The sequence below is a fragment of the Ancylobacter sp. TW_SC_1 genome (assembly GCF_056836805.1).
Window position 1 is genome coordinate 4,496,083 of record NZ_CM166365.1, and the last position, 15,901, is coordinate 4,511,983.

Annotated in this window: 5 protein-coding genes and 1 pseudogene; 5 read left to right on the forward strand and 1 reads right to left on the reverse strand. The window is 68.8% G+C overall.

Annotated elements, in window-relative coordinates:
• Positions 1–304: 304 nt before the first annotated feature.
• The 4 genes from AC1PZ7_RS21340 (at position 305) to AC1PZ7_RS21355 (ending at position 12,899) form a co-directional block, all read left to right on the forward strand.
• Positions 305–2,677 (forward strand): glycosyltransferase, encoded by a 2,373-nt coding sequence (locus AC1PZ7_RS21340; protein WP_482357192.1) that lies wholly within the window; start codon positions 305–307, stop codon positions 2,675–2,677.
• 99 nt (positions 2,678–2,776) lie between these two features.
• Positions 2,777–10,078, forward strand: a complete 7,302-nt coding sequence (locus tag AC1PZ7_RS21345; RefSeq protein ID WP_482357193.1) for a type I polyketide synthase — start codon at positions 2,777–2,779, stop codon at positions 10,076–10,078.
• Positions 10,075–11,463 carry an aminotransferase class I/II-fold pyridoxal phosphate-dependent enzyme gene (locus tag AC1PZ7_RS21350; RefSeq protein ID WP_482357194.1) on the forward strand — a complete coding sequence of 463 codons (1,389 nt, stop codon included), beginning with the start codon at positions 10,075–10,077 and terminating at the stop codon, positions 11,461–11,463. The genes AC1PZ7_RS21345 and AC1PZ7_RS21350 overlap by 4 nt, the downstream gene beginning before the upstream one ends.
• Before the next feature lie 2 nt (positions 11,464–11,465).
• Positions 11,466–12,899 carry a glycosyltransferase family 4 protein gene (locus AC1PZ7_RS21355; protein WP_482357195.1) on the forward strand — a complete coding sequence of 478 codons (1,434 nt, stop codon included), beginning with the start codon at positions 11,466–11,468 and terminating at the stop codon, positions 12,897–12,899.
• Positions 12,900–12,940: 41 nt separating this feature from the next.
• Here AC1PZ7_RS21355 and AC1PZ7_RS21360 read toward each other — a convergent pair.
• A pseudogene (locus AC1PZ7_RS21360) lies at positions 12,941–14,305 on the reverse strand (LTA synthase family protein); the annotation flags it as partial.
• A 242-nt stretch (positions 14,306–14,547) separates the two neighbouring features.
• On the opposite strand from AC1PZ7_RS21360, the gene AC1PZ7_RS21365 reads away from it, so the two are divergent.
• On the forward strand, positions 14,548–15,888 hold the full coding sequence (locus AC1PZ7_RS21365; RefSeq protein ID WP_482357196.1) for a KpsE/RkpR family capsule polysaccharide export protein: 1,341 nt from the start codon (positions 14,548–14,550) through the stop codon (positions 15,886–15,888).
• Positions 15,889–15,901: the final 13 nt, after the last annotated feature.

A 15,901-nucleotide genomic window follows, 5' to 3' on the forward strand; every position in this document is an offset into this window, starting at 1 on the left:
AAATAATACCTCGATCAGTATCTAGACAGGCCGTCATTTTTGATGCTGCAATGCACATGACGCACATCCTCTCTGGACGCCTTGAGGGTGTTCGAAGGGCGATTCTGTTGAAACGCTCGACCAGCAAAACGGGTGGCTCATGAATTTTGAGACCTTCGGGCATCAGGCTGGACGCGATTACGGACCGGAGGGGCTGAGCTCGCCGGTTCAGAATCTGCGCGAAAGGCGGATGGGTGGCGACGACATGAAACCTGAAGAACAACTTCAGGACGCGTGCGAAATTGTCAGATCATGCCACAATTACTTGCGGATCGCGGACGGTGAAGACGTGCTCGGCGGCGTGTTCGTCGAGGATGGCCAGTGTGTCGCCTGGGGCTTCCACCGGGGCGATTTGATGAAGCCGGTCACGCTGCGCCTTGAGGTCGAGGGGAGCCTCGTCTTCGAGCACACGACGTCGCCCGAGGCCTACATTCCCATTCATGCCACCGGCTACCGCCTGTCCGCGCATCGGCAAATGGTGCTGCGCGTCGACGGCGCGCATGCGGCTGGCGGCGCCTTCGCCGCGCCCTCGTTCTGGACCGACCCGGAAACCCGCGAGGAACTCTCCCACTTCGTCACCGGCATCGGGGCCGGCGCCCGCGAGGCGCGCCTGCGCCATCTCGTCTGGCACGAGATTCCCAACGTCACCCGCCGTCTGGAGACGTCCGACGAGCCGCCGGCCCGCTGGCGCGCCTCCGTCTACACCCGCTACATGGCGAACCGCCTGGAGCTGAAAAGCAAGCTGTCAGGCGGGCAGTCGGTGGCGAACTGGATCGTTTCGGAGGTATTCGAGGACTGGTACAAGCGCCACGTCTTCTGCCTCACCGACGAGATCCATGCCCTTCTCAGCGAGCCGGTGATGAACCGGCGGGTGATGAAGCACGAGATCAGCCTCACCCTCTTCGCCTTCTGGCGCCGGCATTATCCGCACATTGACATCTTCACCGAGGAAGGCCTGCGGCTCGTCCAGTACAAGTTCGCCACCGCGCCCTTCATCGCCGACAAGAACAACGTCAAGCTGGTCTCCGACGGCCTGCGACGCTCTCTGTCCGCGCCGGCCGACATGTTCCGCAATCGCGATCTGCCCTGGAGCTGGTACTGGCTGTTCCTGCTGGAAGATCAGGGGCTCGGCAGTCAGCTGCGCGACGAGAACTTCATCCGTCTCACCAGCTTCAAGGAGGTGGCGCTCGACGTCACCCAGCCCGACCGGCTCTCCTTCACCCCGCATGTCTGGCGTGCCTATTGGGGCGCCGGCGGCACCCCGGACTTCACCCGCTTCGACCTCGCATTGATCTCGATCCTTGCCAATACGCCCCATCCGGATGTGGCGGTCGCCGAGCGCGGCACCGACTTCTGGCGCGAGCGGCTGCTTCACGACGTCTATTCCCTCGTCCCCGAACTGTCGGCCCTGTCGGCGATGGGACGGGTCGAGACGCCCCCCGTCGCCGCGCGGGACGAAATGCCCCGACGCGACCTCGTCATCATCGGCCATGCCAATGAGAGCGGCCTCGGGCGCAATCTCAGCATGTTCGTCGAGGCGCTGTCGTCCTTCTCGCCGCTGGTGTTCAACGCGGACGACGGCTCCTGCGTCAATCCCGACAGCAGCTACAACCCGACGGTCGGCGTACGCGCCCGCGTCGTCCTGCTGTGCGTCAATGCCGACCGGGCGCCGGAGATGATCGCGCGCTTTGCCGGCCTCTGCGAGGACGCCCACATCATCGGCTTCTACCTGTGGGAGAGCGACCGTCCGCCGGCGAACCACACCCTCGGCGCGCTCGCCGTCGACGAAATCTGGACGCCCAGCAACTACGTCGCCGAGGCCTATCGCAAGATCACCCCGGTGCCGGTAACCGTCGTCGACAAGGGGCTGCATGCTCCCCTTGCCCACGTCTCCTTCCTCGACCGCTTCCGGCGTGAACCGTCCGAATTCATCTTCCTGACGGCAGCGGAGTTCGGCTCTTCCATCGTACGCAAGAACCCCCTCGACGTGGTGAAGGCGTTCCAGCGTGCGTTCGAGGAGAGCGACCTCAACGTGCGGCTGTTGATCAAGATCCGCGAGGTCAATCCCGGTCACTGGAGCAACATCGACTCCTACTGGGAGGAAATCGAGGAGCGGATCGCCGGAGATGATCGCATCGCGCTCGTCGAGGGCAACCTGACCGCCGAGGAATACTGGACGCTGATGTGGAGCGTCGATGCGATGGTGTCGCTGCATCGCTCGGAGGGCTTCGGCTACTTCATCGCCGATGCCATGCTTGCGGGCAAGGCGGTGGTTGTCTCCGACTATTCCGGCTCGCAGGACTTCTGCGACGCCGAGAGTGCCTTCCTCGTCCCGGTGCAGCAGACGCCGGCGCCGCCGGAATATCTGGCGAGCCGGGGTTATATCGGCCAGTGGGGCATTCCCGATATCGAGGCGGCGGCCCGCGGCATGTACCTGGCGGCGGCAGACACCGATCTGCGTGCCGCCCGTGCCGGGGCGGGCTTCGCCCGGGTTTCCGAGAAATATGACTTCGCCCGATGGACCGATGCGGTTTCGACACGAATCCAGCAGCGCATCGATCGAGCCCGTTGGAAGACGGAAGCGGCACCGGACGATTCGACACCGTTCGGGGTGGTGACCTCCGCATCCGGGGAGTAGGCGCCGCCGGCGTCCCCACCCCGGAACGGACTGCGCCGTGGAGGCCCGGTCCGTCACGGCCGCGCGCCGACACCCGGCAGATTTCAGATGAGGTGCCGATTGGATAGCATCGTTCACGGCGCGGATTCCGCCCATTCTCCCGATTTCCCGCAGCCGCTGCACGCTGCGGCGATCATGGGTTGCGCCTGCCGGCTGCCGGGCGCCGCGGACGAGGGCGCCTTCTGGTCCCTGCTGGCCCGCGGCGCATGTTCGGTCAGCGAGATTCCGGCCACTCGATGGTCACACGAACGCTTCCTGCATCCGGTTCGCGGTACGCCGGGCCGGACCTACAGCTTCGCCGCCGGCGTGCTGGACGACATATTCGGCTTCGACCCCGGCGCGTTCGGCTTGTCGCCGCGCGAGGCGGAGCAGATCGATCCCCAGCAAAGGCTGCTGCTCGAACTGGTGCGCGAGGCATTCGAGGATGCCAACCTCCCGCTGACATCGCGCATGGGCGCGAATGTCGGGGTCTTCGTCGGCGCCTCCTCGCTCGACCACTCCCTCCATTTCATTTCCGACATCGCGGCCGCCGACGCGCATTTCGTGACCGGCAATGCCCTGTCGATCATCGCCAACCGCATCTCGCACGTCTTCGGCTTCACCGGCCCGAGCCTCACCATCGACACGGCCTGCTCCTCCTCCCTGGTGGCCTTCGACCGGGCGGTGAAGGCGATCGAGAGCGGGGAGATCGATACGGCCGTCGTCGCCGGGGTCAACATCCTGGCGAGCCCCTTCAATTTCATCGGCTTCTCGCGCGCCGGGATGCTTTCGCCGACGGGCCGCTGCCGCCCCTTCTCCGGCGCGGCGGACGGCTATGTCCGCGCCGAGGGCGGTGTCGTCACGGTCCTGAGCCGTCTCGGCAGCGGCGGCCGGACGCCGCGCGCCGTTGTGATGGCAAGCGGCACGAATTCCGATGGCCGCACGCTCGGCATCGCCATGCCGGAGAGCCGGGCGCAGCAGCGGCTGCTCGAGGATCTATATGTGCGCCGAGGCATCGACCCGCAGAAGCTCGCCTTCATCGAAGCCCATGGCACCGGCACGCTGGTCGGCGATCCGGCCGAGGCCCGCGCCATCGGCGCGGCGCTCGGCGGCCGGCGCTCCTCCCCGCTGCCCATAGGCTCGGTGAAGTCGAATATCGGCCATCTCGAACCCGCCTCGGGCCTGGCCGGTCTGCTGAAGGCGCTGAACGCGCTGGAGCGGCACGAACTGCCCGCCTCGCTTCACCTCGACACGCTGAACCAGCACATCGATTTCGAGGCGCTGAACCTGCACCCCGCCGCCGAGCCGCTCGCGCTCGACGCCGAGGTGCGTATGGCCGGCATCTCCTCCTTCGGCTTTGGCGGCACAAATGCCCATGCCGTCATCCGCCTGCCGGACGCGCACGAACGGCCGATGGTCGATGCGCGGGCCACCGCCCCCGTGCTGATGATCTCCGCGCCGGATCCGCAGACCCTGTCGGCCCTCGCCGACGCCTATGCCGACAGGTTGGAGAACGAGCCGGCACCCGAACGCCTCGCCCACGCCGCCGCGCATGGCCGCGCAACGCTGCCCTATCGCCTGGCGATAGCGCTGAACGGGCCTGACGTCCCGCAGAAGCTCCGCCGCATCGTCGCCGGGACAGGCGAGGGAACGCTCCTGCGCGGCGCACCACGAGGCTCCGATGCCGCGGTCGCCTTCGTCTTCACTGGCAATGGCGGGCAGTATGCCGGCATGGGTCACGCGGCGTGGCAGGCCAGCCCGGCCTTCCGTCGCGGCGTCGAACAGATCGACGCCGTCTTCAAGCCGCTCGCCGGCTGGTCACTGGCCGAGGCCTTCCGGCAGCCCCCGGACGACGCGGCCCTCGCCTCCACCGAGATGGCCCAGCCGCTCATCTTCGCGCTCGAGGTTGCCCTCGCCCGCGCCCTGATGGCGGCAGGCTGCGTGCCCGCGGCAGTGGTCGGCCACAGCGTCGGCGAGATCGCCGCCGCGCATATCGCTGACGCCCTGAGCCTGCTCGATGCGGTCCGGCTCATCTACTGGCGCAGCCAGTTGCAGGGCCGCACGCGCGGCTCCGGCTCCATGGCCTTCCTGATGGCGAGCCCGGAACAGGCCCGCGAACTGATCGACGCCACCGCCCAGGCGGAGGTCGTCATCGGCGCGGTCAACGCCCCGAAGGGGCTGACTCTGTCCGGCCCCGCGCCAGCCATCGACGCCGTGCTGCGGCGCGCGCGCGGGCTGGGCGTGGTCGGCAAGCGGCTCTCCATCGACTACGCCTTCCATTCGCCTGCGATGGGGCCGCTGCACGAGCCGATCCTCGAAACGCTCTCCATGCTGTCGCCGCGCCCGCCGTCGATCCCGTTCATCTCCGCCGTTACCGGACAGTGCGTGGAGGATTCGTCGCTCGACGCCGGTTACTGGTGGGACAACATCCGCCAGCCGGTGCAGTTCGACGCGGCCGTGCGCACCATGGCCCGCGACAGCTCCATCGGAATCTTTATGGAGATCGGGCCAAAGGCTGTCCTGACCGGCTTCCTCAGGGAGATCCTCGCCGACGAGGGACGGACGGCGACCGTGCTCGCTTCGCTGCAGGAGAAGGACACGGCGGAGGAAGATCCCGTCGAGCGCAGCCTGCTCGCCGCGCTGGTCAACGGCGCGGCGGTGGACGAGGAGAAGCTCTTCGGCGCGCCAGTCGCCCCCGGCCGTGTCGATCTGCCGAAGACCCCCTGGGCGCGACAGCCGATCCGTCCGCCGCGCTCCGCGGAGGCGATCGACCTCATCGGCGGCACCGGCCCCGATCATCCGCTGCTCGGCACGCGACTGCTCGCGGACGGTTGCGAATGGCGGGGCACGCTCGACATCGACACCCACCCCTTCCTTGCCGACCACAAGGTCGGCGGCAATGTCGTGCTGCCGGCCACGGCTCTGGCCGAGATGGCGCTGGCGGCTGGGCGCGAAAGGCTCCGCACCGAGCAACTGCGGGTCGAGGATTTCGTCATCCTCGCTGCCCTTCGCCTGTCGCCCGGCGAGAGCGTCGAAACACGGGTGGCGATCGATTCCACAGGTGGCGTTACCATCTCCTCCCGCATCCGCGGCCTGCAGGACTGGAACCTCCACGCGCGGGGCCGCGTGCTGGCCGACAGCGCCGCGGCACCGCCCCCCGGCCCGCCCGCGCAGCGGGACGGAGCCTCTATCGATGCCGAGGCTCTCTACGCCGCGGCCTCCCGGCTCGGCCTCGACTATGGACCCGCCTTCCGTCTTGTCCGTTCCGCCCGGCGCGTAGGCGCGGAAATCCATCTCGCCCTGAACACGCCCGACACGCCGCAGCACGCCTATGTGCTCGCACCGACGCTGGCGGACGCCGCGCTGCACGGTCTGGTCCTCGCGGCCGAGGGGCTGCCGGTGAAGGCCGGCACCGCTTTCCTGCCGGTTCGTTTCGCCGCGCTCACCGTGCGGAGCTCGGCGCTCCCGGTGCGTGCCTCATTGACGATCCGCCGCGCCAGCGCGCGCGCCTTGGAACTCGACCTCGCCCTGTTCGACGAGTCGGATGCGGCGATCGCGGAGATCGAAGGGGTCGAACTTCGGGCGGCGGCGCTCGCCGCCAGCGATACGCTCGACCGTGACTTTCGCCAGAGCTACGTCCGGCTCGGTCCGGCGGCGACGCAGGCCGCCCGGCGCGTCGAGGCATTCCTCGACGCCGCCGACGATGTCCCGGCCTCCGACGACGCCCTGATCCTGGACGCGCTTGCCTATGCCATTGCCCATCGGGCCGTAATCGACATTGCCGGTGACGCGCTTCTGGCCGACGCACCACTCGACGTGGAGACGCTGGTCGAACAGGGCCGGCTGGCCGCGGAGCGCCGGACGGTCTTCCTGTCCCTGCTCGACCTTCTGGCCGAGGGCGGGCTCGCCCACCACACCGAGGGCGAGGGGTGGCGCGTGCAGCCGCAGAGCGACCTGCCGGCGCCCGAGCCGCTGCTGCACGAGATCGCGGGCCTCGCGCCCGACCGTGCGGCCGAACTCGCCATCGGCGCCCGCCTCGCCACCGACCTCGCGGACCATTTGCGCGGCACGCTCCACATCGTCCACTCCACCGGCCTCATCGACCAGTGGGAAAGCGCATCGCCGGCCGCCAGCGCCCTCGCCGAGCAGGCAGCCGCTCTGGTTGCCGAAGCCGCACGCGATCTCGACGCGCCGCTGTCCGTGATCGCGGTGGAGCGGCATGGCGCCGTGGTCGAGGCTCTCCTTCCCCTTGTCGAGGCGGGCAGCATCACCCTGACCGTCCTGCCGTCCGACCCCACCGCCCGCCCCGCTCTCGCCGATCGCATCCGCCCGTCGGCAGCGATTTGCCTGGGCGATGAGGGCGCGTTGCCGGCGGCGGATCTCGTCCTTCATTTCGACCCTCGTCTGCCTCTCGATCCGGCCGGCGAGACCGCCCGACGGCTCGGTGCGGCGCTGCGGCCGGGTGGCGCGCTTGTCTCCCACAGCTTTGCCAGGGCCGGTTTTGCCCGGTTGATGGCGATCGACGCGGCGGACACCGTGCGGGGCGCCCGGCGATGCCGAAGGGCGCGCGCATCGATGGACATCTCGGTTCTCGCCTCGCCCGCGGCCGAGGCAATGGACGACCAGGTGGCCATGACCGCTCTCATCGCCCTTTTGAGGGAGGGAGCACGTTCCTGCCTGATCTCGGATGCCGGCTTCATCTTGGGCCCCGACCCGTCATCCCCGGTGGTTGCGGCGTCAGGCAGCGTGCTCGTCTGGCGGCTCGCGGGCGGACAGGACGCCGCCGCGCCCGCCAGCCGCCTCGCTGACACGCTTGACGAGGCTCGTACGCTGCTGGAGGCTCTGCGCTCCGGTGCGAGACAGCCGTCCCTGCGACTGCTGGTGGATGGCGATCCATTGGGCGACGCCCCCGCCGCCGCCGCGCTGTGGGCCTTCGGCCGCACGGCGATGAACGAATACCCCGATCTCGACATAAGGCTGATCGCCGTCGACAGGCCCGTCATCGACGAGGCGGCGACAGCCGATCTGGCCCGTGCCGTTGTCGGTCTGCCCGGCGAACGGGAACTGGTGCTTGATCGAGACGGCCTGAAGGCGGTGCGCCTGGCATCGGCGATGCCGCCGCGAGCGGACAGGACCCATACCGTCGCCCGCCTTGCCATGGCGCTGCCGGGCTCGCTTGATCGTCTGACATGGCAGTCCGAGGCGCGCCGCGCGCCCGGCACCGGCGAGGTCGAGATTGCGATCGAATCCACGGCGCTGAATTTCCGTGACGTGATGTTCGCGCAGGGGCTCATCGGCGATGACATGCTGGCCAACGGTTTCGCCGGCCCGACGCTCGGTTTTGAATGCGCAGGCAGCGTCGCCAGGATCGGCGCCGACGTCGCCGATGTCCGGCCGGGCGACGCTGTCGTCGCCTTCGCGCCAGGCGCCTTCGCCACCCACGTCACCGTTCCCGCCGCCGCCGTGCTGCGAGCGCCCGCCGGCATCGGCCCGGACGCGGCGGCCACGCTCCCGGTCGCCTTTCTGACCGCATGGTACGGGCTGGTGCACTGCGCCCGGCTGGAGGCCGGCGAGACGGTGCTGATCCATGGCGCCGCCGGAGGCGTCGGGCTGGCCGCCATGCAGATCGCCCGGATGCGCGGCGCGCGCGTCGTCGCCACGGCGGGCTCACCGGAAAAGCGTGCCCTCATCCGGCTCCTCGGCGCCGATGCGGTGCACGACTCGCGCAGCACCGCGTTCGCCGCGATGCTGCGCGCGCAGGGAGGCTGCGATGTCGTGCTGAACTCGCTCGCGGGGCGGCCGATGGAGTTGTCGCTGCGGACGCTGAAGCCGTTCGGTCGGTTCGTCGAGCTCGGCAAGCGCGATTTCGTCGCGAACACGGCTCTCGGCCTGCGGCCCTTCGCCCGCAACCTGACCTATTTCGGCGTCGATGCCGACCAGCTCATCGCCGCCCGTCCGGCGCTGGTCGCGGACCTGCTCGCCGAGCTCGGGCGCCTTTTCGAGGCTGGCACTCTGCGGCCCTTGCCCTATCGCGCGTTCACCTCCGACGAGGTGCGCGCGGCCTTCCGGCTGATGCAGGGCTCTGGCCATGTCGGCAAGATCCTCATCCGCCCGCCGGCATGCGCGCCGGCTGCCCGGACATCCCTCGGAACCTTCGCCGCCGCCCCGGAGGGCGTGCACCTCGTCGTCGGCGGCAGCGGCGGTTTCGGCCGCGAGACGGCCCGCTGGCTGGCGGCGCGGGGCGCACGCCACATCGTGGTGGCGTCGCGGCGCGGCGTCATCGATCCGCCGCTGGCGGTCGATGGCGCGGAAATCGTCGCCGAGCGGCTCGACGTCCGCGATGCCGACGCCTGCGCCGAACTGATCGGACGGCTTCATGCCCAGCATGGTCGCATCGCAGGCGTGGTTCATACGGCCATGGTGCTGGACGACGCACTGATCCGCGATCTCGACCGCGACCGCTTCGAGAAGGTGCTGGCACCAAAGGTCGACGGTGCCCGCCATCTCGACGCGGCCACCGCCGCGCTGGACCTCGACTATTTCGTCCTGTTCTCCTCCGCCACCACGCTGATCGGCAATCCCGGCCAGGCCGCCTATGTCGCGGCCAACGCCTATCTCGAAGGGCTTGCCCGCCGCCGACGCAGAGAGGGCCGGCCCGCGCTTGCCATCGCCTGGGGCGCGATCTCCGATGCCGGCGTGCTGGCGCGCGACGCGGTGACCTCACAGAAGCTGAGCCGCCGCCTCGGCCTCGGCATGCTCACCGCCGCCGCCGCACTGGACCATCTCGGCGCCTGCCTGGCGGATGTCGGTACGCCGCCCGTCATGGTCCATGCGCCGGTGGACTGGCGGGCGGGGCGCGAACTGGCGGTGATGGACGGGGCCAGCTTCGCCGCGTTGCGCCCCAGCTTCGACGACACCACCGACGCCGGCGGCGAGGCCGATCTTATCGCGCTCATCCGTGAGCAAAGCGACCACGAGGCGCGGGCGACGGTGCTGCGCCTGCTGACCGTCGAACTCGGCCGCATACTGCGCCTGCCGCCGGACACGATCGATCCATCACGTCCACTCGGCGACATCGGCATGGATTCGCTGATGGGGCTGGAGCTCGACATGGAAATGCAGCGCCGCCACAACGTAGCGCTGCCCATGCTGGGACTCGGCGCCGGCGCCACGCTGCAGGACGTCGCCGACAGGATGACCCGCAAGCTGCGCCCCGCCGCCGAGAGCGTGGGCGAGGCACTTCCCGCTCCCACCATCCACATCCCCGAGGAGAGCGCCCGGCTGATCGACCGGCACCTGCGCGTCGAACCGTCCGTGGCGGCGATGGAGGCTCTCAAGGCAAAGGCGACGTCGGACCGCCGCGACGGGAGCCTGCTGCGATGACCCTGCACAGCAACGGCATGCAACTCGATGCCGCCGCCAGAGCCGCGCTGCTCACCCGCATGCGCCAAAGGCCGGTAGAGGTCGCCCCCGCGCCCCAGCTCGCCTATGACACCTCCTTCGAGACGCTGCCCGGCTATGACGAGCTGCTGATGGTCCGCGCCACGGGCGAGGCGCTCGGCATCGCCAATCCGTTCTTTCGCCCGCATGAGGGATGCGCCGGCGCGCTGACCCGGATCGACGGGCGGGAACTGGTGAATTTCGCCTCTTACGACTATCTCGGCCTGAATAGCCATCCGGAGGTCCGGCGGGCGGCGCAGGAGGCGATCGAGCATTACGGCACCAGCGTCTCGGCAAGCCGCCTGGTGGCCGGCGAGCGCCCCATTCACCGTGCACTGGAAGCCCGTCTGGCGAAACTGCACCAGGCGGACGACGCCGTCGCCTTCGTCTCCGGGCACGCCGCCAACGTCACCACCATCGGCACCCTCGTCGGCGCCGAGGACGCGGTGTTCCACGACGCGCTGATCCATAACAGCGTCATCGTCGGTGCCGAGCTCGCCGGAGCCGCGCGCCGGAGCTTTCCGCACAACGACCTCGACGCGTTGGAACGCATGCTGGCCGTCGAACGGCCGCGCCATCGCCGGGCGCTGATCGTCGTCGAGGGGCTCTACTCGATGGACGGCGACGTGCCCGACCTCGCCCGGCTGGTCGCGCTCAAGCAGCTTTTTGGCGCCTGGCTGATGGTGGACGAGGCGCATGGCATCGGCGTGCTCGGCGCCAGCGGGCGGGGCATCGCCGAGCAGGCGGACCTTGACCCCGGGCTGGTCGACATCTGGATGGGCACGCTGTCCAAGTCGCTCGCCTCGTGCGGCGGCTACATCGCCGGGCCGCAGTCGCTGATCGACTACCTCAAGGTCTCGGCGCCGGGCTTCGTCTACAGCGTCGGCCTGCCGCCGGCAGCGGCCGGAGCCGCGCTCGCCGCACTCGACACCATGCAGCGGGAGAGCGAGCGCGTGGCCACGCTGCAGGCCAATGCCCGCCATTTCCTGGAAGCGGCGCAGGAAGCCGGCCTGTCGACCGGAACCGCCGAGGGGCACGCCATCGTGCCCATCATGGTCGGCGATTCCCTCAAGGCGGTGCTGCTGTCGGAAAGGCTGCTGACGCGCGGCGTCAACGTGCTGCCGATCACCCACCCGGCGGTGCCTCACCGCTCGGCGCGGCTGCGCTTCTTCATCACCGCCGACCACCGCGCGGAGCAGATCGACGAGGCCGTGCGCGTGCTCGTCGAGGAGATCTTCGAGAGTTCGCGTTCCCTGGCCGCGCTCGGCTTCGGCGACAGCGAGGACAGTGAAGAGAGAACGGCCCCCGTCCCGCAGTGGAGGAAATGACCATGAAGGTCGTGCTCGACATCACCCGACTGTTGCGGCGTTCCTCTCAGGCGACGCCGACGGGCATTGATCGCGTCGAACTCGCCTATGCCCGCCACCTGCTCGGCAGCCGCCACTATCAGGACCGGACCGCCTTCGTCGCACGGGTGCGCGCCTCGACCTGGTATCTCGATGCCGAAACCATCGCCACCTTCATCGAGGCGCTGGCCCAGCGGTGGAAACAGTCCGAAGGGCGGATCACGCGGCGCGAACTTGGCGATGTCGAACGCTTCCTGCACCTGGCGCCGGGCACGCTGAGCGCACTGGAGCCGCCGCCCTCATCGCGCTCGGCGCTGCCGGACGCCTTGCCGCCGCTCCAGCGCCTGTTTTCCCCGGTAAACCTGCTGCCGCGGCTGCTGCGCCGGCGCAGCGCCCACGGCGCGGTCTATCTCAACGTTTCGCATGAGGGGCTGAACTCCATCGCCGGCGTGCGCTCGATGGTGCGGGGCCACGGCCTCAAGCCGATGTATCTGGTGCATGATCTCATCCCGCTCACCCATCCGGAATATGTCCGGCCGGGCGATGCGGAGAAGCACGAGACGCGGATGCGCACCGTGCTTGCCTCCGCGGAGGCCATCATCTGCAATTCGCAGCACACGCTGAACCAGCTCACCGCCTTCGCCGCGCGAAGCGAGATGGCCGTGCCGCCCAGCGTGGTCAGCCCGCTTGGCGTCGAGGACGAGTTCGGCGCGGAGGAGCCCGCGACGCCGCAGGTGCACCCGTTCTTCCTCACCGTCGGTACCATCGAGCCGCGCAAGAACCATCTCGTGCTTCTGCATGCCTGGCGGGTGCTGGTGGAGAAGCTCGGCGACAGGGCGCCCAAGCTGATCATCGTCGGCCGCCGCGGCTGGGAGAACGAGAACGTCATCGACATCATCGAGCGCTGCCGCAAGCTCGGCGACCACGTTCTGGAGTGCAACCGGCTGCCCGACGCACATCTGCGCCGGCTGATGAAACAGTCGCGCGGCGTGCTGTTCCCCTCCTTCGCCGAGGGCTACGGCCTACCGCTGTTCGAGGCGATGGCGCTGCGCGTGCCGGTGATCTGCTCGGACCTGCAGGCCTTTCGCGACATCGCCGGGAAGGCGCCCCGCTATCTCGACCCGATCGACGGGCTCGGCTGGGCGCAGGCGATCGAGGAATATGCCCGGCCGGACTCGCAGGCCCGCGCCGCCCAGCTGCGACAGCTCGCCGAGGTCAGCATGCCGCGCTGGACGGATCACTTCTCCCGCGTCGACCGCATCATCGACGTCGTCGCCGAGTCGGCCGTCGCGGTGGGACCGTGGCGTCCCGCCGCGAGTTTCGAGCGAAGCAGGGCGTTGATCGCGGCCGGCGAACGCATCGAGGCGGGACGCTCGCTCGCCTTCGGCGCCGCCCAACCGCATTCGAGCACGAGGTAGTCCGTGGCCCGGTCGTCCGCCAATCCCTCATGCCCGGGAAGGATCGGAGCATGATCGCCGTAGAAGACCAGCAGCGAGCGGTCGGTGAGCGCGTCGAGCGCCGTGGCCACCGTGCCCAGCAGAGCGTCGGCATTGGCGGCATGGCGGGCATATTGCTCGATCGGGTCGTCGATGCCGGGCAGCCGGCCGGGCCCGTAGGGATCGTGCGCCTCCATGGTAACCGCCATCAGGAACAGCGGCTCGCCCGCCGTCCCGGCCGCCTCGATCTCCTCCACGATGCGGCGGCCGACCGCCCCGTCGCCGACATAGGGCCCGAAGCGGTCACCCGGCTTGAAGGCACCCTCGTCGAGGAAGCGGCCAAAGCCGAGACGGGGAATGGCCCTGTCGCGGCGGAAGAAGCGCGGATCGTGCGGGTGAAGGAACAGGGTGCGCCAGCCGATGGCCCCCAGCCCCTTCGCCAGCGAGGCGGCCGCGAGCCGTTCCGGGCGCAGATAGGGATCGAACCTGTCCATGCGCTGGCGCGCGAAGGCGATGCCGGTCAGCATTTCCACCTCGGAGCGGTGCGTATAGGCGCCGTAGCAGGACACGGCCAGCCGGCCATGCGCCGATGCCTGGCGGCGCAGGCGGTCGACCTGTGGCAGGTCCAGCGCCACGCCGTTCCGCCGCAGATCAGCGAAGGATTCCGACTGCAGGAGAATGACGGCGCGATAGCCATCCGCCGCGAGCGGCACCCCGGACGGTTCGCGCGGGCCTTCCCGCCGACCGTCTTTCCGCCAGAGCGCGAAGCCCGCGACCAGCGACACAGTGAGCCCCTGCGCGCCGACGAATCCGCAGGCCGGCATCTCGAGCAATTGGCGCGAGAGCGTGGGCAGCAGGTCGGCGATCCGGCCCGCCAGCATCGGCAAAGCGGCGGCGATCAGGATGGCCGCCGCGAGCACGAAGAGTTGCGCGGCTTCGCCCAGTACCCGTGGCTCCATCCGGGTCCAGACGAAGATCGCGCCGGCGAGCAGCAGAACGGCGGCGCCGAGGCCGGCCGCCGTCCAGCGTCCGACATAGAACAGCGCCGGGTGGCGGATCAGCGTCGACAGGAAGCCGAGGTCGCTGAACACGAGGGGTTCGCGCAGATAGGCATATTTGACGCGCGAGATCAGCACGAACACGCCAACCGTTACCAGCGCAGCCACGGTGGCGAAGAACGGGCGCGCCGACAGGCCGAGCCAGAGCATCCAGAGCCAGCCAGCGATCGCGGCGCCCAGCGCCTGGGCCTCGCCGGGCCCGCGCGCCTGACGTATCCGCTCCGCGCCATCGCGGGACGGCACCGCCAGACGGTCCAGCCGGCCGGCGCCCGCGAGGGTGACCGCCAGGGACGCGAGCAAGATGGCCGCCACAGGTCTCATCTCATCCATGAATTTGCAGACAACGAAGCATCGACATGCGTCAAATTAATGCGATTCTTTCGTATATTTCAACACAAAATAACTATTAATGATTTTGAATCTCATAATCGTTTAACTATTACGAGAATAATTGACGAATATATACTTATTTCATATCAACGATACGAATATGCGGGTGACGTTAAGTGAACAAGCTGCACCCTATTCTTGAATTCTCGGCGTCAAAGGCGGAGCCTATGGGAGAAATGCCTGTGAAGGCGAAGGTCGTCCCGCCGGCGAAGACCCAGCCCCTGCGCCCCGTTGCGCGAGAGACGCCGGCCGCGGAGGATGCTCGGCCCCCGGTGGGGCGCGCCAAGCCGATGCGGCCGATCACCAAACGCGACGGCTTTCCGTTGCCGGATCGCGACACGTCCGAACTCGCCGCCAGCCTCCCGCGCAAGGTGCACAAGCCCCGTTCGGTCGGACTGTGGGCGTCGTTCCTGCTGATGGTCGCCGCGCCGACCCTCGCCGCCGCGCTCTATTATGGATTCTTCGTCTCCAACCAATATGTGTCGGAGTTCCGCTTCGCGGTGCGCAGCCAGGATTTCGCGCCGGCCGGCACCACCGCCGCCAGCACCGCGCTCGGTTCCGCGGCACGATCGGGCATTTTCACCGACAATTTCCTGGTCGTCGACTACCTCTCCAGCCGCCAGGCGGTGGAAGACCTGCTCAAGACCGTGGACCTGCGCGAAATGTACTCGCGCGCGGGCGTCGACCGCCTCTCGCGGCTGGGCGGCGAGGACACGATGGAGAGCCTCGTCGCCTACTGGCAGTCAATGATCGACGCGTCCTTCGATCTGGCGACCGGCCTCGCCTTGGTGCGCGTACGCGCCTTCACCCCGGAGGACACCCACAAGATCGCCGCCACGCTGGTCGTCCAAAGCGAAAGGCTGATCAACGACATCTCGGCCCGCGCCCGCCGCGACGCCGTGACCTATGCCGAGGCGGACGTATCCCGCGCCGAGGACCGGCTGCGCGGCGCGCGCCTGGCGCTGCGCCAGTTCCGCGACCTCGAACAGACCCCGGACGCCGCACGCACCGCGGGCGGAACGCTCGACCTCGCCATGAAGCTGCGCGGGGAACTGGCCGGGCTTCAGTCCCAGCTCGCCTCGCTGCGCACCTACATGGATGCGAATGCGCCCACCGTGAAGGTGCTGGAAAGCCGCATTGCCGCCACCGGCAAGCAGATCACCGCCATCGAGCGCGAGATCGGCAAGGGGGGCGACAGCGCCAATGCCGCCGCGCCGGCGGCCGGAACGGCGGCCGCGGGCGTGCCGGTGCTGTCGGACGTGCTGTCGAATTACGAGGATGTCGATCTCAGCCGCCAGTTTGCCGAGAAATACTACGAGACGACGCTTTCGGCACTCGAACTCGCCCGCTCCGAGGCCGCCGCGCAACAGACCTATGTCGCGACCTATGTCCAGCCGGCACTGGCACAGTCCAGCCAATACCCGCACCGCAGCGTCTCCGTCCTGATCATCCTTCTTGCCACCGGCGCGCTCTGGTTCATCGGCGTCATGGTGTTCTTCTCCATCCGCGACCACGTGGCGTGAGCGAGGTGCGGCG